Raw genomic sequence first — 23,665 nt, 5'->3', positions numbered from 1 at the left:
TTATTTCAGCAGGTTGGCGGTCATGACGGCCAGCGCCACGATGCCCAGGCTGAAGATCACCGCGCGGAGGACGCGCGGCGAAAGCTTCCGGCCTACCTTCGAGCCCAGCAGGCCGCCGATGGTGGAGCTGACCGCAATGAGCAGCACCACCAGCCAGTTGATCCGGTCGAAGGCGAACAGCAGGTAGGAGATGGCCGCCACCATGTTGACGCCGAGCACCAGGATGTTCTTCATGGCGTTGGCGTTCTGGATGGTGCCGGTGAGGAAGACACCAAGGATTCCGACCAGCAGGATTCCCTGGGCAGCCACGAAGTAGCCACCGTACACGCCGGCCAGGTACACCAGCACTATGAGGAGGATCCCGTGGCGCTTGTCCCGGACGGCGTGCTCCGGGTTGGCCTCGCGGTTGCGCACCCAGTCCTGGAGCCGCGGCTGGAACACCACCATCAGCAGCGCCAGGACCAGGAGGACCGGCGCAACGTAGTGGAATACCTTCTCCGGCAGGTGCAGCAGCAGCCAGGCGCCGGAGACGCCGCCCAGGACCGACGCCGGCAGCAGTCGCAGCACCTGCCGTCCCCGGCCGGCCAGCTCGCGCCGGTACCCGAAGGCGCCGGCAGCGGTCCCCGCCACCAGGCCCATGGCATTGCTCATGGAGGCCACCACCGGGGCCACGCCCAGGGCGATGAGCACCGGGAAGGTGACCAGGGTGCCGGACCCGACCACCGCGTTGATGGTGCCCGCCCACAGGCCGGCGATGAACACAATGATGCTGCTGAAGAGTTCCAAGGTAGTTGGCGCAGGCCTGCTCTAGCGGCGGGCTGTGGCGGTGTAGCGCCCGGCGTTTTCGGTCACCGACAGCGGCAGGCCGAAGGTGGTGCTCAGGTGCTCTTCGGTCAGCACCTCGGTGATGGGACCGGCGGCCACCACGCCGCCGTCACGCAGCAGCATGGCGTGCGTGAAACCCGGAGGGACTTCCTCGAGGTGGTGCGTGACCAGGACCATGGCCGGCGCGGCCTCGTCGCTGGCGAGTTCGCCCAGCTTGTGGACCAGCTCTTCGCGGCCGCCCAGGTCCAGGCCGGCGCCCGGCTCGTCCAGGAGGAGCAGTTCGGGGTCCGTCATGAGGGCCCGGGCGATCTGGACGCGCTTGCGCTCGCCTTCGGACAGGGTGGCGAAGGTCCTGTTGAGGAGCGGCCCCATGCCCCAGTCGTTCAGCAGACGGAACGCGCGGCGTTCGTCGTCGCGCTCGTAGCCTTCGCGCCAGCGGCCCGTGACGCCGTAGGCCGCGGTGACCACCACGTTCAGGACGTTCTCCTGTTCGGGGATCTGGGTGGCGAGGGCTGCGGACGAGAGGCCAATGCGCGGGCGGAGTTCGAAGACGTCGACGCGGCCCAGGACTTCGTCGAGGATGCCCGCGGTGCCGCTGCTCGGGTGGAGCCGGGCCGCCGCGATCTGGAGGAGGGTGGTTTTGCCGGCGCCGTTGGGGCCCAGGATGACCCATCGTTCGCCTTCATTGACCTGCCAGTCAACCTTGTCCAGCAGGGTTTTCTTACCTCGGACAACGCTGACGGAGTCCAGTTCCAGAACATCACTCATAGGAGTAGACACTAGGACAAAAAACAAGATGACTGATAACCGGTGTGAAGGCCCCCTAAGTGGCAGTCTCCGGCTGGCGCCGGCTTTGCCCTCAACCGCCGTCCTGGGCTCCGGCCGCCGGCACAGTTCCGGAACGCAGCCTGCCGCCCAAGTACTGCCCTGCCCTGTAATACCAGTAGGGCCAGGCCAGCCACGCTGCGCCCGCCGCCGCTGCCCCGGCCGCCATCAGTGCCGTCCGCAGCCACGCCGGCCGCTCCACGGAGAAGCCTGCTGCAGCCAAGGCAAATCCAAACAGCATTCCACCGCCGATGGCGCGCCCCAATCCGGACAGGCTGCGCGGATAGTCCTCCACCCTGCGCAGCCGGGCGTGGATGGTCAGGAACCATGCGCCCTGCAGGGTGATGGACGCGACGGAAACAGCGGTGGAAGTGTTGAAATCAAGCAATCTCAGGACAAGCAGTGCGGAACTGGCAGCACCTGCAGCGCAGGCTGAAACCGTGAGCCAGGTCATTGGCTCCGTCCACACCGCACGGGGCGCCCTTCGGTGGACTTGAAGGATGACCGGAATGGCCAGCACGTTGAACGCAGCGCCGGTGGCGTCGTTGATGGTGCCGAATACGTAAGGGCCGCCCCGGGGGACCTCGACGGCGTACATAGCCCCCAGGGTCACCGCGCCCAGGGCCCCGGCGGCTGCCGCGGCGTAGGCGCACACTGCTGCGGTCCTGTCGCCGGGAATCGTGGTTGGCTGGTCCATCTGTGTCTCCTGGTGTCAGGACGCGTCCGTCGGAAACCCAGCCACGATTATGGTAGGCCCGGCAGCAGTGCCGGCGCTATCCGCCTGTCCGCAACGAATTCCGGTCGTCCGGTCGGCGCTGGCTAAGATTGCAGGCATGACTTCGAACGTGACTGCGGTCAGCTATGGCCTCAATGTGACCCCCACCGGGCTGGAGCAGCTGCGTTCCGTCCTTGCATCGCACGGCGCCCAGGTGCTGTCCGAATCGTCTCCGGCGGACGACCGGTACCAGGTCCGCATCCTCGAACTGGCCCTTCCGGACGTGACCGCGGCGGCGCTCGCCGCCCTGCGCCGCTCCGTGGCGGACACCGCGACCGGAGATTTCGACACGGCGCTTGTTCCAGCCGGTCTTCGGGCCGCTGCCCGGAAGCTGCTGATCATGGATGTGGATTCCACCCTGATCCAGCAGGAGGTCATCGAACTCCTGGCCGCCTACGCCGGCAAACGCGAGGAAGTCGCGGCTGTCACGGAAGCTGCCATGCGCGGCGAACTGGACTTCGCCCAGAGCCTGCACGCCCGGGTGGCGGTACTCGCGGGGCTGCCGGCCGACGTCGTCCATTCCGTGCGCCACGAAGTGAAGCTCAGCGAAGGCGCCGGGGAGTTGGTGGCGGCGTTCAAGGCGGCCGGCCACGTTGTGGCCGTAGTCTCCGGCGGGTTCAACCAGATCCTTGAGCCGATTGCCGCCGACCTGGGCCTGGACTACTGGCAGGCCAATGAACTTGAAATCGTTGACGGCGTGCTGACCGGCAGGGTGCTGGGCGCGGTGGTGGACAGGGCCGCCAAGGAGAAGTACCTGCGGGAGTGGGCCGCGGCGGAGGACATCGCCCTGGAGCACACCGTGGCTGTAGGCGACGGCGCCAACGACCTGGACATGCTCGGCGCTGCGGGGATCGGGGTGGCGTTCAACGCCAAGCCTGCCGTGCGCGCCGTGGCCGACGCAGCCCTGAACATGCCGTACCTGGACGCCGTCCGCCACGTGGCCGGCGTCTGACCCTGCTGGCGCCTTAAATGGCTGTGGCTCCCGCCGCCGGATTGCCCGGCAGCGGGAGCCACGTTCCTGGTACCTAGCTGGAAGGCTGCTGGGCGCCCTTGCCGAAGTAGTCGGCTCCGCCGGCGTACTCGGTGTGGCCGGATTCGACGTCGGCCGTTGCCATGCCGGCCACCACCTGGGCGAACTCCTCCACGGAGTACAGTTTCCCGGCTTCCGCGCGGCGGGCCTCAATGGCGCCCGGGGTGGAGCGGTCCAGGAGCGTGGCGGTGACGGTGCCTTCGATCATGTCGCCGGACACCACCACCAGGGAGATGCCCTTCTCCGCCAGGTTGGGGATCAGGCCGCGCAGGGCATCCTCACCGGCTCGCTTGCTGCGGGCCACGGGCTCATAGGCCGGCATGGTGGCGACGGTGTTGATGAAGTGGGCCTGGTGGCTGGTGACGAACACCACGCGGGATCCTTCCTTCATCAGGGGCACTGCGGCGTTGAGCATGTTCACCTGGGCGTCGCGGTTGAGCTTGAGGGCGTAGTCCTCCCCCATGCCGGTTTCCATGCCGCCGGAGGCGTTCAGCACCAGGATGTCCAGCGATCCGAAGTTCTCCATGGCGGCACTGGCGAGGGCCTGCACGCCCTCCTGCGTGGTGAGGTCGGCGCCGACGGCGACAGCGCGTCCGCCGGCGGCTTCAATTCCCTGCACCACCTTGTTGGCGCGGGGCGCCTTCTGGCGGTAGTTGACCACGACGGCGGCCCCCTCCGAGGCGAGGATCTTTGCTACGTCGGCGCCGATGCCCCGCGATGATCCCGTGACGATGGCCGTCTTGTTGTCCAGCAGTCCCATTCGAGCTTCCTTTGTTCAAAACATCTAAATCGTTGTGGTCTGCAGTCCATCATGCCAGCGGCTGTTGCCGATATCCCTTGTGCGGCTCCGACAAATAAGCGCCGCCCGGCTAGTTTCCTGCAGGGGCAAGGTCCGGACGAGTCAGTGGCCCATGCCCAGGCCGCCGTCCACGGGGATGACCGCGCCGGAGATGTAGGCGGCCTCGTCGCTGGCGATCCACCGGACCACGTTGGCCACCTCGGACGCTTCGGCAAAGCGCCCGGCGGGGATGCTGGCCAGGTAGTCCTTCTGGGTGGCTTCGGGGAGCTCAGCGGTCATATCGGTGTTGATGAAGCCGGGAGCGACCACGTTGGCCGTGATGCCGCGGGAGCCGAGTTCGCGGGTGAGGGACCGGGCGATGCCCACCAGGCCGGCTTTGGAGGCGGAGTAGTTGATCTGGCCCGGGGCGCCGTAGAGACCGGAGACGGACGAGATCAGGACCACGCGGCCCTTGCGAAGCCGGATCATGCCCTTGGAGGCACGCTTGATGACACGGAAGGCGCCGGTCAGGTTGGTGTCGATGACGGAGGTGAAGTCGTCCTCGCTCATGCGCAGGAGCAGGGTGTCCTTGGTGATCCCGGCGTTGGCCACCAGCACTTCCACCGGGCCGTGGGCAGCCTCCACTTCTTTGAACGCTGCGTCAACGGAAGCCTCATCGGTGACGTCCGCCTTGACCCCGAGGATGCCGTCAGGCAGCTGGGTTTCGCTGCGGTAGGTCACCGCCACCTTGTCACCGTTAGCCAGGAACGCCTGGGCGATGGCCAAGCCGATGCCGCGGTTGCCGCCTGTGATCAGGACGCTGCGGGGCGCGGAAGCTGTTTCAGTCATAGAGGGGCTCCGGATTCTGCGGCAGGCTGCGCCGCGGTAGCGGGTGTGGTTTGGGCTGCCTCCGATCTTAGCGGCAGGCCCGCTGCGGGTTTGGGCAGCACTGCCGATGGTGCGAGAATTGAGGGAAGCCTTTGGAGCGTGATCATTCACCGTGACCCTTGAAAACCATGCGGGACATTCCGCGCCCGAAGAACCGGGCCGGTTCTCCGGCGACACCGAGGTCCACAGCATTACCGACGCTGCCGGCGCGCACTCTGAGGACATGCGCCAGCGGATGATCAAGTACGCCCTGGCGATGGGGATCCGCATGGTGTGCCTGATCCTGATCTTCGTGGTGGACGGCTGGTTCAAGATCATTGCCGTGGCGGGCGCGGTGTTCCTGCCCTGGATTGCGGTGGTCATCGCCAACGGGAGCGACAAGGCTGAGGCCCACAGCGATTTGCTGCTGGATTCCGCTCCCCTGGCCGAGATTGAAAGCCCGGTTCTCCCGGATACGGAAGACCAGCCGGGAAGCGCTGTGCTCCAGGGCGAACTGGTGAAGGATGAGGAGCCCGGGCCCGGGGAGGAGCGGCAGGCATCATGAGCATTTTCGATTTTGCAGCAGGATCGGACCTGGCATCCGAAACGGCCGCCATCTGCTCACGGAAGGCTTGCAGGGCCCAGGCGTCCTGGCAGCTCCTCTGGAACAATCCCAAGATTCATGCGCCTGAACGCCGCAAGATTTGGCTGGCCTGCGCCGACCACCGGGACTGGCTGGAGGACTACCTGCAGACGCGGGGGCTCTGGAAGGAAACGCTTCCCCTGCGCCCAGGCGACGACGGTTCACCCGAGCAGGACATCTGAATGTACCGCTTCCTCTTTTCCAGCAAATGGCTGGGCTATCTCCTGCTGGCCGCGATCTTTGCCACCGCATGCGTCTTTCTGGGCCGCTGGCAGATGGACCGCCGCGCCGAGACGCTGGCCGAGATCAACCGCGTGGTCAGCAACTACTCGGCCACACCCATCCCCTTTACGCAGGCACGGGACCAGTTCAACCAGCTGGACCCGGCCAAGGAGTGGACCCAGGTTGAGCTGAAGGGCTCCTACGATGCCGCCGGCCAGCGGATTGTCCGCAACCGCCCGCTCAACGGGCAGCCGGGGTACGAGGTGGTGGTCCCCTTCCGCCTGGCCACCGGCGAAACCGTCGTTATTGACCGCGGCTGGCTGCCCATCGGAAACAAGAACCCGGGCAGCCCGGATTCGGTGCCGGCACCCCCTTCCGGTGAGGTCACCGCCGTCGTCCGCCTGAAGCACGGCGAGCCGGAACTTCAGCGCGGGGCGCCCGAAGGCCAGCTCGCATCGATTGACCTGCCCACGTACGCCGCGCAGCTGGGCTATCCCCTGCTCACGGGGGCCTACGGCCAGCTTGCGTCGGAGACGCCGCCGTCCGCCGACATGCCCGTCGCGTTCCCCAAGCCGTCCACGGACGAGGGCACACACTTGTCCTATTCACTGCAGTGGTTCGCCTTCGGCGTGCTCATGTTCGTCGGCTTCGGCTACGCGGCCCGGCAGCAGGCCCGCAATGCAGCGATCGACGCCGAGGAGGAGGAAGAGGCGCTGCCGGACGGCGCCGTGCATTCAGCCGTCCCCGCCTCCCGCCGCCGGCCGGCCCCGCCGCGCAAGCGCAAGAGGGCCACGGCGGAGGAGGAAGAAGACGCCCTCCTGGACGCGCAGGGGTACTGAGGCATGACCACGGACGACGGCGGCCCTGTCGCCTTGGTGCGGGCGGCCTTGGTGGGTGCCGGAGTCGGCGACACGGTGCGGACCTTTGAAGCCGGGGTGCCGACGGCGGCGGCGGCTGCAAAAGCTCTGGAGTGCGATCTGGCGGCCATCACCAACAGCCTGGTCTTCGACCTCAACGGTGAGCCGCTGCTGATCCTCGCAAGCGGTGCCGCGCGCGTCGATACAAAGCTCGTGGCCGGGCAGTTGGCCCAGGGCCGGATCCGCCGCGCCTCCCCTGCCTTCGTCCTGGAACATACCGGCCAGGAAGTAGGCGGGGTAGCCCCGGTCGGCCACCCGAAGCGAATCAGGACCCTGCTGGACTTGAGCCTCCAGGAGCACGAAACCCTCTGGGCCGGAGCAGGGGACCACAAGTCAATGTTCAGCATCACCTACGCCCAGCTCCGGAGGATCACCGACGCCCTGGAGCTGAAAGTGCGCTAGGCCAGGGTGATCAGGTCCAGGTAGTCCTCGTTCCAGAGGTCTTCGACGCCATCGGGAAGCATGACCACGCGTTCGGGGTTCAGGGCTTCAACAGCGCCCTCGTCGTGGCTGACCAGGACGACGGCGCCGGTGTAGTTGCGCAGGGCGCCCAGGATTTCGGCGCGGCTGGCGGGGTCCAGGTTGTTGGTGGGTTCGTCGAGGAGGAGGACGTTGGCGCTGGAGGCCACGATGGTGGCCAGGGCCAGGCGCGTCTTCTCGCCGCCGGAGAGCACGCCTGCCGGCTTGTCGACGTCGTCGCCGGAGAAGAGGAAGGAACCGAGGATGCCGCGCACCTCGGCGTCCTTCATGTCCGGCGCAGCGGAACGCATGTTCTCAAGCACCGTGCGGTCGTGGTCCAGGGTTTCGTGTTCCTGCGCGTAGTAGCCCACCTTCAGCCCGTGGCCCGGGATGACTTCGCCGGTATCCGGGGTGTCCACCCCCGCGAGCATGCGCAGCAGCGTGGTCTTGCCGGCGCCGTTGAGGCCCAGGATGACCACCTTGGAACCTCGGTCGATGGCCAGGTCCACGTCGGTGAAGATCTCCAGCGAGCCGTAGGACTTGCTGAGACCGTCGGCGGTAAGCGGGGTCTTGCCGCAGGGTGACGGGTCCGGGAACCGGAGGGCTGCCACGCGGTCCTGCTCGCGGACGGCTTCCAGTCCGCTGAGCAGCCGTTCGGCGCGCTTGGCCATGTTCTGTGCGGCCACGGCCTTGGTGGCCTTCGCACGCATCTTGTTGGCCTGGTCCATGAGGACCTGTGCCTTCTTCTCTGCGTTGGCCCGTTCACGCTTCCGGGCACGCTCGTCCGTCTCCCGCTGCAGCAGGTACCGCTTCCAGTCCATGTTGTAGAAATCGATCTGGGCACGGTTGGCGTCCAGCAGGAACACTTTGTTGACGGTTGCTTCCAGCAGGTCGGTGTCGTGGCTGATGACGATCAGGCCGCCCTGGTGGTTTTTCAGGAAGTCACGCAGCCAGGCGATGGAATCGGCGTCCAGGTGGTTCGTGGGTTCGTCCAGGAGCATGGTTTCGGCATCGGAATAGAGGATGCGTGCGAGCTCCACGCGGCGCCGCTGGCCACCGGAAAGTGTTTTGAGCGGCTGGTTCAGCAGGCGGTCAGGGAGTGCCAGGTTGGAACAGATGGAGGCAGCTTCGGCCTCGGCGGCATAACCGCCGGCCGCGAGGAATTCGGACTCCAGCCGGTCGTACCGGTTCATGGCCTTGCGCTGGACGTCGGCGTCGTCGCTTGCCATTTCGTCATGCGCCTTGCGGAGTTTCCCGACCACGATGTCCAGGCCGCGGGCGGAGAGGATCCGGTCCCGTGCCAGCTGCTCCATGTCAGGGGTGCGCGGGTCCTGGGGCAGGTAGCCAATTTCACCGCTGCGGGTCACCTTGCCGGCCGCGGGAAGGCCTTCGCCCGCAAGGACACGCGTCAGCGTGGTCTTGCCGGCACCGTTCCGGCCCACCAGGCCGATCTTGTCCCCTTTATCGATACGGAAGCTCACCTGGTCCATCAGGAGCCGGGCACCGGCACGCAGTTCAAGATCCTGGACAGTAATCACAGCAGGTAAGGCCTTTCACAACAGGGAACGCCCTGGTCCGCGCACGTACTACGTAAGGGACGCTGGGGCAGAGTGGCCGGAGAACGGCACAGTCCAGTCTACCGTCCGCCGGAGCAGTGCACTTTCCGCGGGAACCTGCCGCGGGCAATTGCTGCTGATGCCGTGGGCGTCACCGTGTCCTGCGGCCCCGGAGTGTCGGAGAGAATGAGGTCATGGAATTCGATCGGCTGCTCCAGATCCGGCGCATCTACGCCCAGCCTGCCGCGTTGGAGCTGCCCCGGGGACAGGAGATCGTGGCACGCTGGCCGGATGCCGACGTCGTACTGGTCGAAAACCATTGGAACATTCCGGACGTGCATGGTGACGAAACCAACGTCCCGCGCTGGTCCCGGATCAAGACAGAAGCGCTGGTCCTTGGCGTCAAGAAGTCGCTGGCCGTCAAGCCCAATGGGCGGTCAGCAGACTTCATCGCACCCTCCACAGCCAACGGCTGCGCCATGGCCTGCGCCTACTGCTACGTGCCGCGCCACAAGGGCTACAGCAATCCGGTCACGGTCTTCGCCAACATTGGCCAGATCGCCGGAGCCATTGAGCGGCACGCCGTCCGCCAGGGGATCAAGCTGGAGCCCAACCAGTGCGACCCGGAACTCTGGGTCTACGACATCGGCGAAAACAGTGACTGCTCGGTCGATGCACTGATCAGCGACAACGTGGAGGAGCTTGTCACGCTTTTCCGCGAACTGCCCAATGCGAAGCTGTCCTTTGCCACCAAGTTCGTCAACCCGGCAATGCTGGACTGGGAGCACGGCGGGCACACCCGGATCCGCTTTTCGCTGATGCCCGCGGACCTGGCGAAGTCCATTGACGTCCGGACGTCGCCGGTGGCGGAGCGGATGGCCGCCATCAACGACTTTGTTGAGGCCGGCTACCAGGTGCATGTGAACTTCTCCCCCGTCATCATCACCGACACCTGGCTCTCGGACTGGGAGCAGCTGCTGCGCCAACTCGATTCGACCCTGACGCCGGCGGCCAAGGAGCAGCTGGCCGCGGAAGTCATTTTCCTGACGCACAATGACCAGCTGCACCGGGTCAACCTGGGCTGGCATCCGCAGGCTGAAGACGTCCTGTGGCGTCCCGATCTCCAGGAAGCCAAGGTCTCGTCGAACGGTTTCAGTAACGTCCGGTACCGGGCGCGGGCGAAGGCGGGGTACGTCCGGCAGCTCACCACACTGATGGGGAAGTTAACTCCCTACTGCCGCATCCGCTACGCGTTCTAGGGTTCGCTTCCGAGGTACGCGCTGTCCGTCAGGCGTCATGCTTCTCCGGGCCAGGGGCCTCGGCCCGGATCGTTTCCGCGTGCTCGTCGTGGCCGCCCTTGGCCTTGCCGAACGGCAATACTTTCAGCAGCGGTCCTACGACTGCCAGGATTACCAGGCCCCAGGCGAGACCGATAACTGCCGAGCAAAGGGTGTCGACCAGCCAAGCCAGGAAGCCGCCCACAACCGCAACCCCGGCCACCGGGTGCTCGAGTGCATGGATCAGGTCATAGGGTGCATGCCAGCCGAGGTCGTGTGCCCCCTGCACCATGATGTGCCCGCCCACCCACAGCATGGCGATTGTTCCCACCAAGGTAATGGTGGTCAGCACGGCGGGCATGCCCCTCACCAGCAGATGCCCAAGGCGCTTGGCGCGGGGAGAGTCCTTGGCAGCCAGATGGACCCCGATGTCGTCCATCTTGACGATGAGTGCCACCGCGCCATAGACAAGCACCGTGATGGCGAACGCGACCATGACCAGGATGAACGCGCGGACCCAGATGGACTCGGCGGCAACCTCGTTCATGGAGATGACCATGATTTCGCAGGACAGGATGAAGTCCGTGGTGATGGCGCCCTTGACCACCTTGGCCTCTGCATCGTGCCCGCGGTCCACCGCCGGAGTATCCCCGTCCTCTTCGTGGCCGCCGCGGAGTTTGTGCCAGACCTTTTCTGCGCCCTCGTAGCAGAGGTAGGTGCCGCCCAGCATGAGGATGAACGGGATGATTCCCGGGACGAACGCGCTGATGAGCAGCAGGGCCGGGAGGATGATCAGGAGTTTGTTCCGGATGGAGCCCCAAAAGATCTTCTTGATCATCGGCAGTTCACGGGACGGGTCCGAGCCCGACACATACTGCGGGGTGACGGCGGCGTCGTCGATCACGACGCCCGCGGCCTTGGCCCCAGCCTTGGCGGCGCCGGCCGCGACGTCGTCCACCGAGGCGGCCGCAATCCGGGCCAGGGCCGCAACGTCATCGAGCAGGGCAACCAGGCCGCCGCTCACAGTTGGCCTCCGCGCAGCACGGTAACGGACCGATGGGTATTGAGGGCTGGGTGCGAGAAGGGCATGTTGGGAGTATATTGCAGCGGGCGCTCAGCCCTTCTTCAGTTCCTCGGCGAACATTACGATGATGCCGCTGGGCCCCCGGACGTAGGTCAGCTTGTAGACGTCTTCGTAGGTGGCCACACCGCGCAGGGGGTGGCAGCCGTGCGTCGCCGCGATTTCAAGTGCTGCGTCGATGTCCTCCACTGAGAATGCGACGCGGTGCATGCCGATCTCGTTGGGCAACGTGGGTGGAGTCTCGATCGCCGCGGGGTGGATGTACTCGAAGAGCTCAAGGCGGCCGTGTCCGTCCGGGGTTTGGAGCATGGCGATTTTGGCGTGGTTCCCGTCAAGGCCCACGGCGGTGTCCGCCCACTCTCCACTGACCGTCTGCCGGCCCAGGACGGTGAGTCCGAGATCGGTAAAGAACGCGATGGCCGCGTCAAGGTCGCGGACGGCTATGCCGACGTTTTCCAGCTTGATGGGCATGGCCAGACATTACCAAGTCGCAGGGGGTTTCAGGACAACAACCGGACAATGTACCGGTCCAGTCGCTAAAACCATGAGATGTAGGACCGGGTCGGGCTCCAGTGAATAACGCCGCCCTGGTAGTTCTGGGCCACGCTTCCGTCATTGCCCGTCGCGTATTCGTTACTGGTGGGGTATCCGAGGCGGCCGGATTCAAACCCTGTGGAGGCCCAGATTGAACGGATGCCGCCAACGGAGATGTGGGCCCCTGTTGCCGGCGACCAGATGATGGCGCCGCCCTGGTAGTTCTGGTACACCCCGCCGTCCCTGAGCCCGCCCACTTCGTCGGTGACCGGGTATCCCAGCCCACCGTTTTCAAACCCCGTGGCCGCCCAAAGACTGCGGATCGCCCCCACCGAGATGTGGGCCCCTGTTGCCGGCGACCAGATGATGGCGCCGCCCTGGTAGTTCTGGTACACCCCGCCGTCCCTGAGGCCGCCCACTTCGTCGGTGACCGGGTATCCGAGCCCGCCGTTTTCAAACCCTGTAGCCGCCCAAAGACTGCGGATCGCCCCCACCGAGATGTGGGCCCCTGTTGCCGGCGAGTAGAGGATGCATCCGCGTTCAAAACACTGGTATCCGCCGTTGTCCTTCAGGCCGTAGATCTCCGGGGTGGTGGCTGCTCCCAGCCCACCGTTGAGTGACGCCGCCTTCACCGCAATGGGAGTCTGCGCGGGTGCGGGCGCAGCCGTGGTGAAGGTCCACGTCCTGTCCGATGCCAGGGGATTGCCTGCTGCATCCTTTACCCCGGCCACGCCGCCCGTGATGGTTGCCGTGTACGTCGAACCGGCCGCCAGGTCGGCACTGGGGTTCAATGTGGCCACTTTGTCTGTGCTGTTGTACGACACGGCGGCCGGCACCGTCGTCGTCCCCGTCTTCAAGGTGAACGTGTTCGCTGTAATCGTCGAGGCAGTCATGGCCTCCGAGAACGTCCCGGTCACGTTCGCCGCCACTGCCACACCCGTGGCACCGGCAGTGGGAGACGTCGCCGTCACGGTGGGGGCTGCCGTATCAGTGCTGCCGCCGCCGGTCGGATCGTAGTAGTGCCAGTACCGGCTGGTCGCATTCGCATCCGCAAGCACCAGCAGGCCGCTGTTCGCCGTGCCACGGTCGGCACTGTTGAGGTTTTGTTTGGTCGAGGTCACGTTGTGCACATATTGGTCGGCGTCCACGATGCGGGCTGTCTTGGTGGTGGTGAAGCTGATCTTGTCCAGCGGCGTGGACTTCTCGTAGATCGCGCCTCCCGTACTGGTGCAGACACCGGCATCCGTCGTGCCGCTAGGTTTCGGATAGGTGGCGAAGGTACGCAGCCGCTGGGTGCTCTCGTCAATCATCACGATCACGCGGTTGGGACACTCCGCCACGGTTGCGATCGTGTGCGCCGACCACGTGGTTCCACTGAGTGCCAGGAGCTGTATCAGGGGCTGGGATGCTGACGTGTAGGACGTCTTGATAGCGGCGAAAACCCTGCCACCCGAGGAGTCCAGCCACTTCAGATTCATATGGTCATCGCTGCTGCTCTGGCCCGAAACTGCCGCAACGGGGGTGCTCCAGGACGTGGTCGAGGCGCCGTCGACGTGGTAGCTCCAGTACATGCCATCGGTGGAGTCGCCGACCTGCCGGCTCCACATGACGCCCATCTTCCCGTCGAACGCGATGACGGCCGACGTGTCATCCACGGAGACGTTGCTCATCGATGCCGGATGCTGGAAGGGGGTTCCCCACGTTTTGCCGTCCGTGGCGGTCACGTTGAGGTAGATCCTGTTTCCCTGCTGCCACGTGGCCCAGACCCTGCCAGTGGTGTCCTTATCGATGGTCAGGACCTCAACTTTGGAGTTGTTGATCTGGGTGGAACTCAGCAGGCTGTACTTTTTGGTGCTCGAGTCATAGCTGTAGCGGCGCAATGTTGTGGGGTAGTTGGGCTCAGCCGGCAGCTCGTCGTTAACGAACCGGTAGCTGGCCACATACAACGTCTTCCCGTCCCACAACACGTCGTGGTGGGTGCTTGGGCGGGGATCAGTTGCCACACCCGTATCCACCCAGGAACCCGTCGCGGCATTGAACCTGAAGATGTGGAAATCCGACGTGGCCGAACTCCACAGGTTGCCCCACCAGGAGCCGTCGGTGAACCACAGCGAACTGGTGGCCCGCTTGGTGCCCGTGGGACTGTCCGTTCCTGTATGCGATGGACCTTCAACGCCAACATCACCGGTGGCAGCCGACGCCGGGACCGGCATTGCCAGAGCAGCCAGCACAACCAACATCGCTGTCAGGAGGCCGCAAGCCAAGCGATCAAGTCCTAGCAATTGGAAAAGCGCGGCCCTCCTGGAACTACTGCCACGCTCGCCCCTTTGGAAAAACGGACTATAAATCAATGTAGCTCCCCGGAGTCCAATGCCACCGCCAATTATCAGTTCGTTCAGTGTCATTGCTGGGGGCATCCGAAACAATCCCGGGCTCCCCCTAATCCCTGCCCCTACACGGCAAAAGGAACGTATTCTTCGGGTTTCCACAGCAGTTCCACATTGTTATTGCATAGACTTCGATTTTGTGGAGGCCTGCTAAAAAGCATTTTCAGCACGAAGCCATTTACGTCTGAATTGACAGTTCTGCTGGATGTTTGCAGCGGTGTATGGACTACCGCTGGTGATCCGTTCCGGCACTTCCTATCGCCTGCGGAGCGCACACGGGTCCACCTCCGTCAACCGCCGGTCTGTACAGCGAATACCGAACGACGGGAGACTATCGCCATGCGCAACCTCACCTTCGCCATGAACATGAGCGTGGATGGCTACATTGCCGCGCCCGGGGACAACCTCGGCTGGGGCGTACCGAGCGACGAGCTGTTCCAATGGTGGTCGGACCGGGTTGCGGTGACCGGGCTGGCGCTGTACGGGCGCAAACTGTGGGAGACCATGAGCTCCCACTGGCCGACTGCCGACCAGCAGCCTGGCGCCACGCCGGCGCAGATCGAGTTCGCCCACCGCTGGCGGGAGATGCCGAAGGCAGTGTTCTCCTCGACTATCAGCACGGTCGGCTGGAACACCCGCCTGGTCACCGGCGACGCGGTCACCGAAATCACCCGGCTCAAGGCCGGCGACGGCGGCGCCATGGACATCAGCGGTGCCACACTCGCCGGGGCGGCCATGCGGGCCGGGCTGATCGACGACTACGTGCTCGTCACCCACCCGGTCCTGGTGGGCGGCGGCACGCCGTTCTTCACCGCCCTGGACAACTGGGTAAACCTGAGCCTGGTGGAGACCCGGCCGTTTCCCGACGGCGTGCTGCTGACCAGGTACGAGACCAGGCGCTGAATACCCGACGTCGGGTCAGCATGGCCCCGGGCCAACCAAGGATCTCGCTGCACTCTGTTATGAGGCGATGGTGACGTTCCTGCAGGATCGTGTTCTTCACCAAAGGCGACCGTCCGGGTATGGATCCGACTGAGGGGCAGCGCCTCATTCAATTGGGCCCATTCAGTGCCTCGAAGGCCTCTGCACCTCGAAACACCGGGAATCTTACTTACCCGAGTCATGAGACAAATCCAGACGGACCAGGAGACGAGTATGGCTGTCCGCAAGGGGATCGGCTACCGCACCGTTGTGAAGTGCTCAACGACCGGGAACGGGTCGTAGAAATGGTGCAGCAGGCCCTTCCATTGCTCGTAGTCGGCGGACCCACGGAAGCCGTCGGTGTGAGCTTCCATCGAATCCCACTCAACGAGGAGAAGGTACAGGTTTGGGGACTCGATCGACCGCGAAATCGAAAGACTGCGGAACCCCGGCTGCCTGCTGATCAGAGGTCGCGCCACCCGGAATGCCTCTTCGAAATCCGACTCGCTGCCGGTACGGACGGGGAGGATCGCGTGCTCCAGAATCATTCGCTCAGCTTCTCACAGCCGTCCGGTTGACGATCCCTTACGGGGACAGGATGTAGCGGCGTTCCGGCCGGCCCGGCGAGTTGCGAACCTTAACGTCGGACGTTGGAATCCAGCCGGCACTTTCGTAGGAGGCGATGGCTCTCGTGTTGTCAGCGATAACCCAAAGCTCCATAGAAATCTGCACGTCCAGCGAGTGGCGTCGGACATGATCAAGGAGTTGGCGCGCAAGACCGTTGCCCCAGGCTTCCGGGTCAACTGCTAGATAGAGCACTTCCAAAACATCCAGTCGAGGAACGACGATCGAGAACGCCATCGCGCGATCACCAGTACGGGCCATTAGTAGCAGCGCCCCGTCAAGGGCAAGCGCTGATTCAATACCCGGCAGTTTGTCGTCGACCGCTGGAATTACGGGGAGTTGATCCCGCAGAGCGGTAGCGCGAGCCCAGATTCCGGCCGCGTCCCGTGCGGACGCGCTTCCCTGCTCCGCACGAACGTCTGGAAGTGGTGTTAGGTTCATCCGTCGATCCTGTCACGACGACGAGCAGGGATATCTCAGTGCGCATTGGCTCAGCATGGGGAAGTGACGATGTACCGCCCGGAAGCCGGTGGCCGAGCGCGCGGCCAGGCAAGATTCTTCCCTCGGCACCGTTGCTGGCCTCCCTATGCACGTTTACCCCGCACGATGATTGCACGGTGAAGGTGCCCTAACCGCTACACATCAAATCGTCTCAAAACCGGTGGTTTCTGGACGGAGGGTTTCGAGACATCGGGGCAGATGGGGGCATGAGGAATAAGGTACGCCGGCATGGCAGTGGGATACGCGCCGGCCAGATGCGCCTGCGGCGCCTACACGATTCGACGTGAGGCCGGTAGGACGGGGGCCACGCCCTGGCGCCGCCGGTGTCGTCACCTGCTCCTGGGTTTCTCCCCAAAGACCCAGAGGACGGGAGACTCCCGCAACAAAGTCTGACAACCGTTCGGTGGAAGAGGTGCAGCCACCAGTGGATAGGAGCCTCGTCGGTACGATCAACAGTGGGGGCCTCACACGCCGGAAGAAACGACAAGACCCGTGACCGAGGGCTCTTTGTGCCCAGCCCGAGGCAGGCGCGGCCCGGTTTAGTAGATCCCCTACAAAATGGGCGGTGTTCCACCCCGGTAGCGTCGGCTGTACATTAGATTCCGCTTGTACAACCCCGACAGGACCACCATGAGCAATACCGAGACCACCCCTAAGAACAGCCCGCGGACGGAGCGCCGCCGCTGGAACGGCACTGACCTTGGGCTGATCGCCGTTTTTGCCGCCCTCGTGGCCGGCGCAGCCCTGGTGCCCGGACTGGCCCTGAACGGCTTCGGCGTCCCCATCACCTTCCAGACCCTGGCCGTCATGCTCACCGGACTGGTGCTGGGCCCCGCCCGCGGGTTCGCCGCCGTCGGGCTTTACACGCTCCTTGGCCTGGCCGGCCTGCCCATCTTCAGCCAGGGCCGCAGCGGCCTGGGCATCCTCGCCGGACCCTCGGCCGGCTACATCATCGCCTTCCCCATCGCCGCAGGCGTCGTGGGATGGCTGGCCACCGTGGTGATCAAACGCACCACCAAGGCCCGCGCCCTCTGGTTCTTCGTGGCTGCCACGGCCACGAGCATCGTGGTTGTGCACTCGCTGGGCATCCTGGGCATCGCGCTGAACTCCAAGGCCACCCTGGAGCAGGCCTTCCTGGGCGACCTGGTCTTCTACCCGGGCGACATCATCAAGAATGTCCTCGCCGCCGCGATCGCCGTCGCCCTTCACCGCGCCTTCCCCGACGTCCTGGTCCGCCGCGTGCGCCGGCGTACCGCCGCGTCCGAAAGCGCCTAGGACCTCCCGCCATGCCCGCAGTGACCTTTGACCAGGCGTCCGTCGCCGTCGAAACGGAGAACTCCGCACAGCCCAAAGTCCTCCTTGACGCGGTAACCCTCCGGCTGGAGGAGGCACGCGTGGGCGTCATCGGCGCCAACGGCTCGGGCAAGTCAACGCTGCTGCGCCTGGTCAACGGGCTCATCCAGCCCACCACCGGCACGGTGACGGTCGACGGCGACGATACAGTGCGTGCCGTGCGGAAAGTCAGGCGGAACGTCGGCTTCGTCTTCACCGATCCCCTCTCCCAGCTGGTGATGCCCACCGGCAGGGAGGATGTGGAGCTGTCCCTGCGCCGTTCCGTGAAAAACGGCCCCGAGCGGCGCCGCCAGGCCGGCCAGGCGCTCGAACGGCTGGGGCTCCTGCACCTGGCCGACCAGAGCATCTACGAGCTGTCCGGCGGTGAGCGCCAGCTCATGGCGCTCGCCGTCGTGCTCGCAGTGAACCCTGCGGTCCTGGTCCTGGATGAACCCTCCACCCTCCTTGACCTGCGCAACCGTGAGCTGCTCCGCCGGACGCTGGCCAACCTGGACCAGCAGATCATCATGTCCACCCATGACCTGGACCTGGCACTGGAAATGGACCGCGTCCTGGTCATCGAAGCAGGCCGCGTGGCATTCGACGGCGCCCCTGGCGAAGCCGTGGCAGCCTACCGTTCGTGGTGCCTGCAGGGGCTGAATCCGGCAGGCAGGGACGCTCCGTGAGGGGCCACGGATTCCTCCTGGCCAATTACGTGCCAGGCAACTCCCTCCTTCACCGCGCACCGCTGGCGCTGAAGTTCGGGCTTGTGTTTGCCTGCGGCCTGGCGTCCTTCGTCATCGTGGATTGGCGCATCTCCGCTGCCGTGCTGGCCATGCTCACCGGACTGTTCCTGTTGGCAGGCGCCGGCGCGAGACGGATCTGGGGAGCCGTCCGGCCGCTGGCTCCAGTGCTGTTGGCCATCGGGTTCTTCCAGTGGTGGCAGCTCGGCGGCCCCACTGCGGCGCGGATCGTCCTGAACATCCTGGTCTGCGTGGTGGCGGCGTCCCTGCTCACCGCCACCACACCCATTCAACAGCTCCTGGATGGCGTTGTCAGGCTGGCGCGTCCGTTCAGGAGGCTCGGCGCCGATCCTGAACGCTTCGCCCTGACTATTGGCATCATGCTCCGCAGCATCCCGTTCATTGCCGGCACGTTCGCCGACGTCCGCGATTCCGCCCGGGCACGGGGCCTGGAGCGCAACCCGCGCGCATTGATCCTGCCCGTGTTCATCACCTCCGTGGCCTACGCCCGCCAAACCGGCGAAGCGCTCGCCGCCCGCGGCCTCGGCGAGGCCGAGGACTGACACAGCCCCCTGAAGATCAGGCTGGCGCCAGCTGCCGGTACTCCAGCAGTGCCGCGGTCCCCATGCCGCCCGCCATGCTGATCATCGCCAGACCCAGGGTTCCCGGCGTGCCGGCGCCCCTCGCCTGGGCCAGCAGCCGCGTCACCAGGACGGCCCCGGACGCACCGTAGGCATGCCCCAGGGCCAGCGCACCGCCGTCGAGGTTTGCCCGCTCGGGATCGATGCCAAGCTGGTCCAGGCAGGCAAGTGCCTGCGACGCGAACGCCTCATTGAATTCCACCAGGTCCACCTCGCCGGCTGACACCCCGGCACGGGCCAGCACCTCCCGCGCGGCAGGGGCAGCACCGATCCCCAGTACCTGGGGGGCCACGCCGGCTGTGCCGGTGCCGCGCACCACCAGGCCGTCGCGTGCCCCCAGCCGGCGTGCACGCTCCAGGGAGGTGATGACGACGGCGGCCGCGGCGTCCGCGTCGAAGCAGGAGTTTCCGGCGGTAACGGTTCCTCCCGGCACGAAGGCGGCCGGGAACCTTGCCATGATGGCGGGGGTCAGGCTTGCCCGCGGCCCGCCATCGACGGAGACGGTCCCGGCAGCGGTGGCCAGTGGCACGAGTTCGCCCGCGAAACGCCGGTCCCGGGTCGCCGTGAGGGCCTTCCGGTGGCTGGCAAGGGCGAAGGCATCCTGGCGGTCCCTGCCGACTCCGTATTCCGCGGCCACCGATTCCGCGGCGGTACCCATGTCCGGATCGCCGTAGCTGGCCGGCACAAACTGGGCGCGGGCGTAAAACTCCGGGCCGCCGTCGTCCCTCCGGTTGGCGCGCAGGGGCGCGGTGCTGGTGCTCTCCACTCCCCCAGCCAGGTAAACGGGACTGCCTCCTGCCGCCACGAGCCGGGCGGCGAGGACGATGGCGTCCAGTCCTGAGCCACACTGCCGGTCCAAGGTGATCCCGGGTACGGTGACGGGCAGACCCGCCTCCAGCAAGGCCAACCGGGCCACGTTTCCGCCGCCGCCCACCGCGTTGCCGATCACGACGTCGGAAACGGACTCCGGCTCCAGGGACAGTTCGGAGACGAGCGCGCGCAGCACCGGGGCCAGGAGTTGATGTGCCCGCAGGGTGCGCAGGGCTCCGTTGACCGGGCACACCGGGGTGCGGCGGGCGGCGATGATCACCGGCTGGCGGTCCGGCGGCAGGAGCTCAGCGTGCACCGCGTCAGCCACCAAGGGGCCGTACCCTGGGGTCCCGGGTGTTGATCCACTCCAGCAGCAGGTTCCGGCTGACCTTGCCGCGGTCCGTGGTGGGAAGTTCCGGCAGGAGGTAGTACTGCAGGGGCCGCTTGTGCCGGGACAGGATGTCCTCCAGGCCGGCGCGCAACTGCGTGGCCGTCAGCCCGCCATGGGATGCAACCACCCCCGCCACCACGCGCTGGCCGCGCAGATCGTCAGGCACGCCGGCGGCCACCGCTGCCGCCACACCCGGGACTGCCGCCAGGGCCAGTTCCACCTCGTGCGGGTAGACGTTCCTTCCGGCGGTAAGGATCATGTCCGCGCGCCGGCCAAGGATGTGCAACTCGCCGTCCAGAAGGTAGCCCTGGTCCCCCACCGTGTACCAGTCGCCGAAGGACCGCAGCGCCTCGCCGTCGTCGCCCCACAGGTAACCGTTGCTCACCATGCCGCTGCGGACGCAGATGTTGCCGTAGCCGCCATCCGGAACCTCTCCGCCGTCGTCATCCAGGATCCGGACGTCCACGCCGGGAAAGGGCCGCCCGATTCCCGTACCGCCAGCCGCCGGAACCTGTCCCGCGGCCAGGCCCAGGCCGGAGACGAAGCTCAGCTCGGAGGCCCCGTAGTACTCATAAATGGTGGCGTTCGGCGCCCAGCGCCGTGCCGCTTCCAGGGTGCGGGCATCGAGTTTGGAGCCTGCACAGATGATGGTGCGGATTCCGGAGGCGTCCACGCACCCCGTCATCCCCCGTTCGCTGAGCATCCGCAGCATGGTGGGCACCAGGACCAGCCGGGTGACCCGGTCGTGGGTGATGGCAGCGTGGACGTCGCCGACGTCGAACGTCTCCAGTGTTTGGAACTCGGATCCGGCGTAGAGGCATTCGGCCAGGGCATAGAGGTTCAGGCTGGCAGCCAGCGGCCCGGGCGCAAGGGTGACGTCGTCCTGGCGAAGCCCGAAAAACTCGATGGAAGCGTCGAAGGACTGCTGCCATGACCGCCGGGAGCGGGTAAACGCCTTGGGTACAGATGTAGTGCCGGAAGTGAGGCCGATGAGGAAGCTGGAGCCAGGCGGGCCGTCGGCCAGCACGTCGTCCGGGGCGACCTGCGCCGGAACGGCGCATGCCTCCACCCGCCGGACAATATCCTCCTGCAGCGGTGCGGGCCACGAAGGGTCCAGGACCGCGCACTGGCGGCCGCCGGCCACCGCGGCTGCGAACTTCACGGCAAAGTCCACCGAATTGGATTCGCACAGGGTACTGACGGACTTCATCTCCGGCACCAGACCCGCGGCGGCATCCAGCAGCTCCGCCCAGTCCAGTCGCCGGCCCGCGATCACCACGGCAGTGTCGTGCGGCCGTTGCCCAGCCCAGAGCTGGATCTTGTCGAGGAAAGGCACGGACCAACTTTACCGGCCGCCACGGGTTGAGCCCCCGGCCCGCGGGTATTGTGACGATATGAGTTTCAATGACAACGTGCAGCTTGATCCTTCCCAGGTCCAGGACCGTAGGGGCATGGGCACCGGCGTGAAAATCGGCGGCGGAATCGGCGGCGGCCTGGTGCTGCTCGTTGCGCTCCTGCTGGGAATCAACCCGAACATGCTCGGCGGGCTGGTGGACAACGGTGCCGGCGGACAGTCCCAGGGCACGGCACCGGCCTGCACCACCGGAGCGGACGCCGATGCCCGCCTGGACTGCCGGATCACCGGCACGGTGAACAGCCTCAATGCGTTCTGGCCCGGCTACCTGAAGCAGTACAACGTGCAGTACCCCCGCCCGGAGGCCGTGATCTTCAGCGGCGGCACCAACACCGGGTGCGGGGCCGCAACCTCCGAAGTAGGGCCCTTCTACTGCCCCACGGACACTACCGCCTACTTTGATCCCGGTTTCTTCCAGGAACTCGTGGACCGGTTCGGTTCCTCAGGCGGACCTCTGGCCCAGGAATACGTAGTGGCGCACGAGTTCGGCCACCACATCCAGAACCTGCTGGGCGATCTGCAGCGGGCGCAGCAGGACCCGCAGGGACCGGAGTCCGGTTCCGTCCGTACGGAACTGCAGGCGGATTGCTATGCAGGCCTGTGGGCCAAGTACGCATCCACCACGCCGGACCCGTCCACCGGGCAGCCCTACCTGGAACCGCTCACCCAGCAGGACGTCAACGACGCGTTGTCGGCGGCCGCATCAGTGGGCGATGACCGGATCCAGAAGGCAGCCACCGGACGTGTCTCCCCCGAAGGCTGGACACACGGCTCCAGTGAGGAACGCCAGCGGTGGTTCAGCCGGGGCTACCAGACCGGCGACATCAAGCAGTGCGACACCTTCAGCGCCGCCACCCTCTAACCTCGATGGAACGGGGTACGACGACGGCCGGTCACCTTTCGCGGGAAAGGTGACCGGCCGTCGTCGTACTTTTTTCTAGATGTTGAAGCCGAGGGCCCTCATCTGGTCCTTGCCGTCATCGGTGATCCGCTCGGGACCCCAAGGCGGCATCCAGACCCAGTTGAGGCGCCAGTCGTCAACGACGCCGTCCAGGGCCTGGCCCACCTGCTCCTCGAGCACGTCGGTGAGCGGGCAGGCTGCGGTGGTGAGCGTCATGTCGATCAGGAGCGCACCGTCGTCATCGGAGTACTTCAGGCCGTACAGGAGGCCCAGGTCCACCACGTTGACGCCAAGCTCAGGGTCGATGACGTCCTTGAGCGCCTCTTCGACGTCCTCCAGGGCCGTGCGGCCCGGCTTGATTTCGGTCATGACAAGTCCTTACTAGGCCTGTGCTGCGGCGGCAGCCGCGATGGTGGCTGCGCCGGCGCCCTTGGCGTAACGGTCGTAGCCTTCTTCCTCGAGGCGGTCGGCCAGCTCGGGGCCGCCCTCCTCGACAACCTGTCCGTCCACGAACACGTGCACGAAGTCAGGCTTGATGTAGCGCAGGATGCGGGTGTAGTGCGTGATGAGCAGCGTGCCCATGTTTCCCTCGGAGTGCGCACGGTTGACGCCCTCGGACACAATCTTGAGCGCGTCCACGTCCAGGCCGGAGTCGGTCTCGTCCAGGACGGCGAACTTGGGCTTGAAGAGCTCCAGCTGCAGGATCTCCACGCGCTTCTTTTCGCCGCCGGAGAAGCCTTCGTTGACGTTGCGCTGGGCGAAGTCGGCGTCGATGCGCAGCTTCTCCATGGCGGCCTTGACGTCCTTGGTCCAGGTGCGCAGGGCAGGCGCCTGGCCGTCGATGGCGGTCTTGGCGGTGCGCAGGAAGTTGGTCATGGTGACGCCCGGAACCTCCACCGGATACTGCATGGCCAGGAAGACGCCGGCGCGGGCGCGCTCGTCAACACTCATGGCCAGCACGTCTTCGCCGTCCAGCGTGATGGTGCCGCGGGTGACGGTGTAGCGGGGGTGCCCTGCAATGGTGGACGCGAGGGTGGACTTGCCCGAGCCGTTGGGGCCCATGATGGCGTGCGTCTCGCCGGTCCTGATGGTCAGGCTGACGCCCTTCAGGATCTCCTTGGTGCCCTGTTCCGTCTCAATGCTGACGTGCAGGTCCTTGATCTCAAGAGTTGACATGCTCTTCTTTCTTTTCGCTCGTAAGTCTGGTGCTG

26 protein-coding genes are annotated in these 23,665 nt (G+C 65.8%); 11 read left to right on the top strand and 15 right to left on the bottom strand.

What is annotated here, in order from left to right:
* The 3 genes from ASG79_RS09060 to ASG79_RS09050 form a co-directional block, all read right to left on the bottom strand.
* Nucleotides 1-786 carry a sulfite exporter TauE/SafE family protein gene (locus ASG79_RS09060; RefSeq protein WP_056390288.1) on the bottom strand — a complete coding sequence of 262 codons (786 nt, stop codon included), beginning with the start codon at nucleotides 784-786 and terminating at the stop codon, nucleotides 1-3.
* 21 nt (nucleotides 787-807) lie between these two features.
* Entirely contained in the window at nucleotides 808-1,593 is a 786-nt protein-coding gene (locus tag ASG79_RS09055; protein WP_018771161.1) for an ABC transporter ATP-binding protein, read from the bottom strand.
* A gap of 91 nt (nucleotides 1,594-1,684) precedes the next feature.
* Complete coding sequence (locus ASG79_RS09050) at nucleotides 1,685-2,347, bottom strand: hypothetical protein (protein ID WP_056390286.1); 663 nt, start codon at nucleotides 2,345-2,347, stop codon at nucleotides 1,685-1,687.
* Nucleotides 2,348-2,483: 136 nt separating this feature from the next.
* Between ASG79_RS09050 and serB the strand changes: the two genes are divergently transcribed.
* Nucleotides 2,484-3,377, top strand: a complete 894-nt coding sequence (gene serB, locus ASG79_RS09045; protein ID WP_056390283.1) for a phosphoserine phosphatase SerB — start codon at nucleotides 2,484-2,486, stop codon at nucleotides 3,375-3,377.
* A gap of 73 nt (nucleotides 3,378-3,450) precedes the next feature.
* Here serB and ASG79_RS09040 read toward each other — a convergent pair whose 3' ends face one another.
* Nucleotides 3,451-4,215 carry an SDR family oxidoreductase gene (locus ASG79_RS09040; RefSeq protein WP_056390280.1) on the bottom strand — a complete coding sequence of 255 codons (765 nt, stop codon included), beginning with the start codon at nucleotides 4,213-4,215 and terminating at the stop codon, nucleotides 3,451-3,453.
* Between the two features lie 141 nt (nucleotides 4,216-4,356).
* Nucleotides 4,357-5,082, bottom strand: coding sequence for a beta-ketoacyl-ACP reductase (locus ASG79_RS09035; protein WP_018771165.1), 726 nt, complete (start codon nucleotides 5,080-5,082; stop codon nucleotides 4,357-4,359).
* Nucleotides 5,083-5,233: 151 nt separating this feature from the next.
* Between ASG79_RS09035 and ASG79_RS09030 the strand changes: the two genes are divergently transcribed.
* From ASG79_RS09030 to ASG79_RS09015, 4 genes are read left to right on the top strand one after another with little or no spacing between them, the layout of a single operon-like run.
* Nucleotides 5,234-5,665 carry a DUF3099 domain-containing protein gene (locus tag ASG79_RS09030; RefSeq protein ID WP_018771166.1) on the top strand — a complete coding sequence of 144 codons (432 nt, stop codon included), beginning with the start codon at nucleotides 5,234-5,236 and terminating at the stop codon, nucleotides 5,663-5,665.
* A complete protein-coding gene (locus ASG79_RS09025; protein WP_056390277.1) occupies nucleotides 5,662-5,925 on the top strand; it encodes a hypothetical protein in 264 nt (87 codons plus the stop codon). Before ASG79_RS09030 ends, ASG79_RS09025 begins: the two co-directional genes overlap by 4 nt.
* Nucleotides 5,926-6,804 (top strand): SURF1 family protein, encoded by an 879-nt coding sequence (locus ASG79_RS09020; RefSeq protein ID WP_018771168.1) that lies wholly within the window; start codon nucleotides 5,926-5,928, stop codon nucleotides 6,802-6,804.
* Nucleotides 6,805-6,807: 3 nt separating this feature from the next.
* Nucleotides 6,808-7,284, top strand: a complete 477-nt coding sequence (locus ASG79_RS09015) for a YbaK/EbsC family protein (protein WP_056390274.1) — start codon at nucleotides 6,808-6,810, stop codon at nucleotides 7,282-7,284.
* Here ASG79_RS09015 and ASG79_RS09010 read toward each other — a convergent pair.
* Nucleotides 7,281-8,879: an ABC-F family ATP-binding cassette domain-containing protein gene (locus ASG79_RS09010; RefSeq protein WP_056390270.1), complete on the bottom strand. Its 1,599-nt coding sequence runs from the start codon at nucleotides 8,877-8,879 to the stop codon at nucleotides 7,281-7,283. The two genes, ASG79_RS09015 and ASG79_RS09010, sit on opposite strands and share 4 nt — an antisense overlap.
* Nucleotides 8,880-9,091: 212 nt before the next feature.
* Here ASG79_RS09010 and ASG79_RS09005 point away from each other — a divergent pair, with 212 nt between their 5' ends.
* Nucleotides 9,092-10,156 (top strand): spore photoproduct lyase family protein, encoded by a 1,065-nt coding sequence (locus tag ASG79_RS09005; protein ID WP_056390267.1) that lies wholly within the window; start codon nucleotides 9,092-9,094, stop codon nucleotides 10,154-10,156.
* 28 nt (nucleotides 10,157-10,184) lie between these two features.
* On the opposite strand, the gene ASG79_RS09000 is transcribed toward ASG79_RS09005, so the two are convergent.
* The 3 genes from ASG79_RS09000 to ASG79_RS08990 form a co-directional block, all read right to left on the bottom strand.
* A complete protein-coding gene (locus tag ASG79_RS09000; RefSeq protein WP_056390264.1) occupies nucleotides 10,185-11,198 on the bottom strand; it encodes a DUF808 domain-containing protein in 1,014 nt (337 codons plus the stop codon).
* A 90-nt stretch (nucleotides 11,199-11,288) separates the two neighbouring features.
* Nucleotides 11,289-11,726 (bottom strand): VOC family protein, encoded by a 438-nt coding sequence (locus tag ASG79_RS08995; protein WP_056390261.1) that lies wholly within the window; start codon nucleotides 11,724-11,726, stop codon nucleotides 11,289-11,291.
* A gap of 65 nt (nucleotides 11,727-11,791) precedes the next feature.
* Entirely contained in the window at nucleotides 11,792-14,029 is a 2,238-nt protein-coding gene (locus tag ASG79_RS08990; RefSeq protein WP_162256822.1) for an Ig-like domain-containing protein, read from the bottom strand.
* Nucleotides 14,030-14,515: 486 nt separating this feature from the next.
* Here ASG79_RS08990 and ASG79_RS08985 point away from each other — a divergent pair, with 486 nt between their 5' ends.
* Nucleotides 14,516-15,079: a dihydrofolate reductase family protein gene (locus ASG79_RS08985; RefSeq protein ID WP_018771175.1), complete on the top strand. Its 564-nt coding sequence runs from the start codon at nucleotides 14,516-14,518 to the stop codon at nucleotides 15,077-15,079.
* Between the two features lie 275 nt (nucleotides 15,080-15,354).
* Here ASG79_RS08985 and ASG79_RS08980 read toward each other — a convergent pair whose 3' ends face one another.
* Together ASG79_RS08980 and ASG79_RS08975 are read right to left on the bottom strand one after the other, a co-directional pair.
* Nucleotides 15,355-15,645 carry an antibiotic biosynthesis monooxygenase family protein gene (locus ASG79_RS08980; RefSeq protein WP_018771176.1) on the bottom strand — a complete coding sequence of 97 codons (291 nt, stop codon included), beginning with the start codon at nucleotides 15,643-15,645 and terminating at the stop codon, nucleotides 15,355-15,357.
* A gap of 37 nt (nucleotides 15,646-15,682) precedes the next feature.
* Nucleotides 15,683-16,162: a GNAT family N-acetyltransferase gene (locus ASG79_RS08975; RefSeq protein ID WP_018771177.1), complete on the bottom strand. Its 480-nt coding sequence runs from the start codon at nucleotides 16,160-16,162 to the stop codon at nucleotides 15,683-15,685.
* A 690-nt stretch (nucleotides 16,163-16,852) separates the two neighbouring features.
* Between ASG79_RS08975 and ASG79_RS08970 the strand changes: the two genes are divergently transcribed.
* The 3 genes from ASG79_RS08970 to ASG79_RS08960 are packed head-to-tail and all read left to right on the top strand — an operon-like array spanning nucleotide 16,853 to nucleotide 18,860.
* Nucleotides 16,853-17,497, top strand: a complete 645-nt coding sequence (locus ASG79_RS08970; RefSeq protein WP_018772102.1) for a biotin transporter BioY — start codon at nucleotides 16,853-16,855, stop codon at nucleotides 17,495-17,497.
* An 11-nt stretch (nucleotides 17,498-17,508) separates the two neighbouring features.
* A complete protein-coding gene (locus ASG79_RS08965; protein ID WP_056390260.1) occupies nucleotides 17,509-18,240 on the top strand; it encodes an energy-coupling factor ABC transporter ATP-binding protein in 732 nt (243 codons plus the stop codon).
* A complete protein-coding gene (locus tag ASG79_RS08960; protein WP_056390257.1) occupies nucleotides 18,237-18,860 on the top strand; it encodes an energy-coupling factor transporter transmembrane component T family protein in 624 nt (207 codons plus the stop codon). Before ASG79_RS08965 ends, ASG79_RS08960 begins: the two co-directional genes overlap by 4 nt.
* 16 nt (nucleotides 18,861-18,876) lie before the next feature.
* Here ASG79_RS08960 and ASG79_RS08955 read toward each other — a convergent pair whose 3' ends face one another.
* A complete protein-coding gene (locus ASG79_RS08955) occupies nucleotides 18,877-20,076 on the bottom strand; it encodes a thiolase family protein (RefSeq protein ID WP_082581726.1) in 1,200 nt (399 codons plus the stop codon).
* Complete coding sequence (locus ASG79_RS08950; protein WP_056390254.1) at nucleotides 20,069-21,475, bottom strand: class I adenylate-forming enzyme family protein; 1,407 nt, start codon at nucleotides 21,473-21,475, stop codon at nucleotides 20,069-20,071. Before ASG79_RS08950 ends, ASG79_RS08955 begins: the two co-directional genes overlap by 8 nt.
* A 58-nt stretch (nucleotides 21,476-21,533) precedes the next feature.
* On the opposite strand from ASG79_RS08950, the gene ASG79_RS08945 reads away from it, so the two are divergent.
* A complete protein-coding gene (locus ASG79_RS08945; RefSeq protein WP_056390249.1) occupies nucleotides 21,534-22,415 on the top strand; it encodes a neutral zinc metallopeptidase in 882 nt (293 codons plus the stop codon).
* Between the two features lie 75 nt (nucleotides 22,416-22,490).
* Here ASG79_RS08945 and ASG79_RS08940 read toward each other — a convergent pair whose 3' ends face one another.
* Together ASG79_RS08940 and sufC are read right to left on the bottom strand one after the other, a co-directional pair.
* Nucleotides 22,491-22,823 (bottom strand): metal-sulfur cluster assembly factor, encoded by a 333-nt coding sequence (locus tag ASG79_RS08940; protein WP_018761278.1) that lies wholly within the window; start codon nucleotides 22,821-22,823, stop codon nucleotides 22,491-22,493.
* Nucleotides 22,824-22,835: 12 nt separating this feature from the next.
* A complete protein-coding gene (sufC, locus tag ASG79_RS08935; RefSeq protein ID WP_018772108.1) occupies nucleotides 22,836-23,630 on the bottom strand; it encodes a Fe-S cluster assembly ATPase SufC in 795 nt (264 codons plus the stop codon).
* Nucleotides 23,631-23,665 lie beyond the last annotated feature (35 nt).

The sequence above is a fragment of the Arthrobacter sp. Soil761 genome (genome assembly GCF_001428325.1).
In the GTDB taxonomy this organism is placed as follows: domain Bacteria; phylum Actinomycetota; class Actinomycetes; order Actinomycetales; family Micrococcaceae; genus Arthrobacter.
This window is presented reverse-complemented; position numbering and strand designations above follow the sequence as displayed.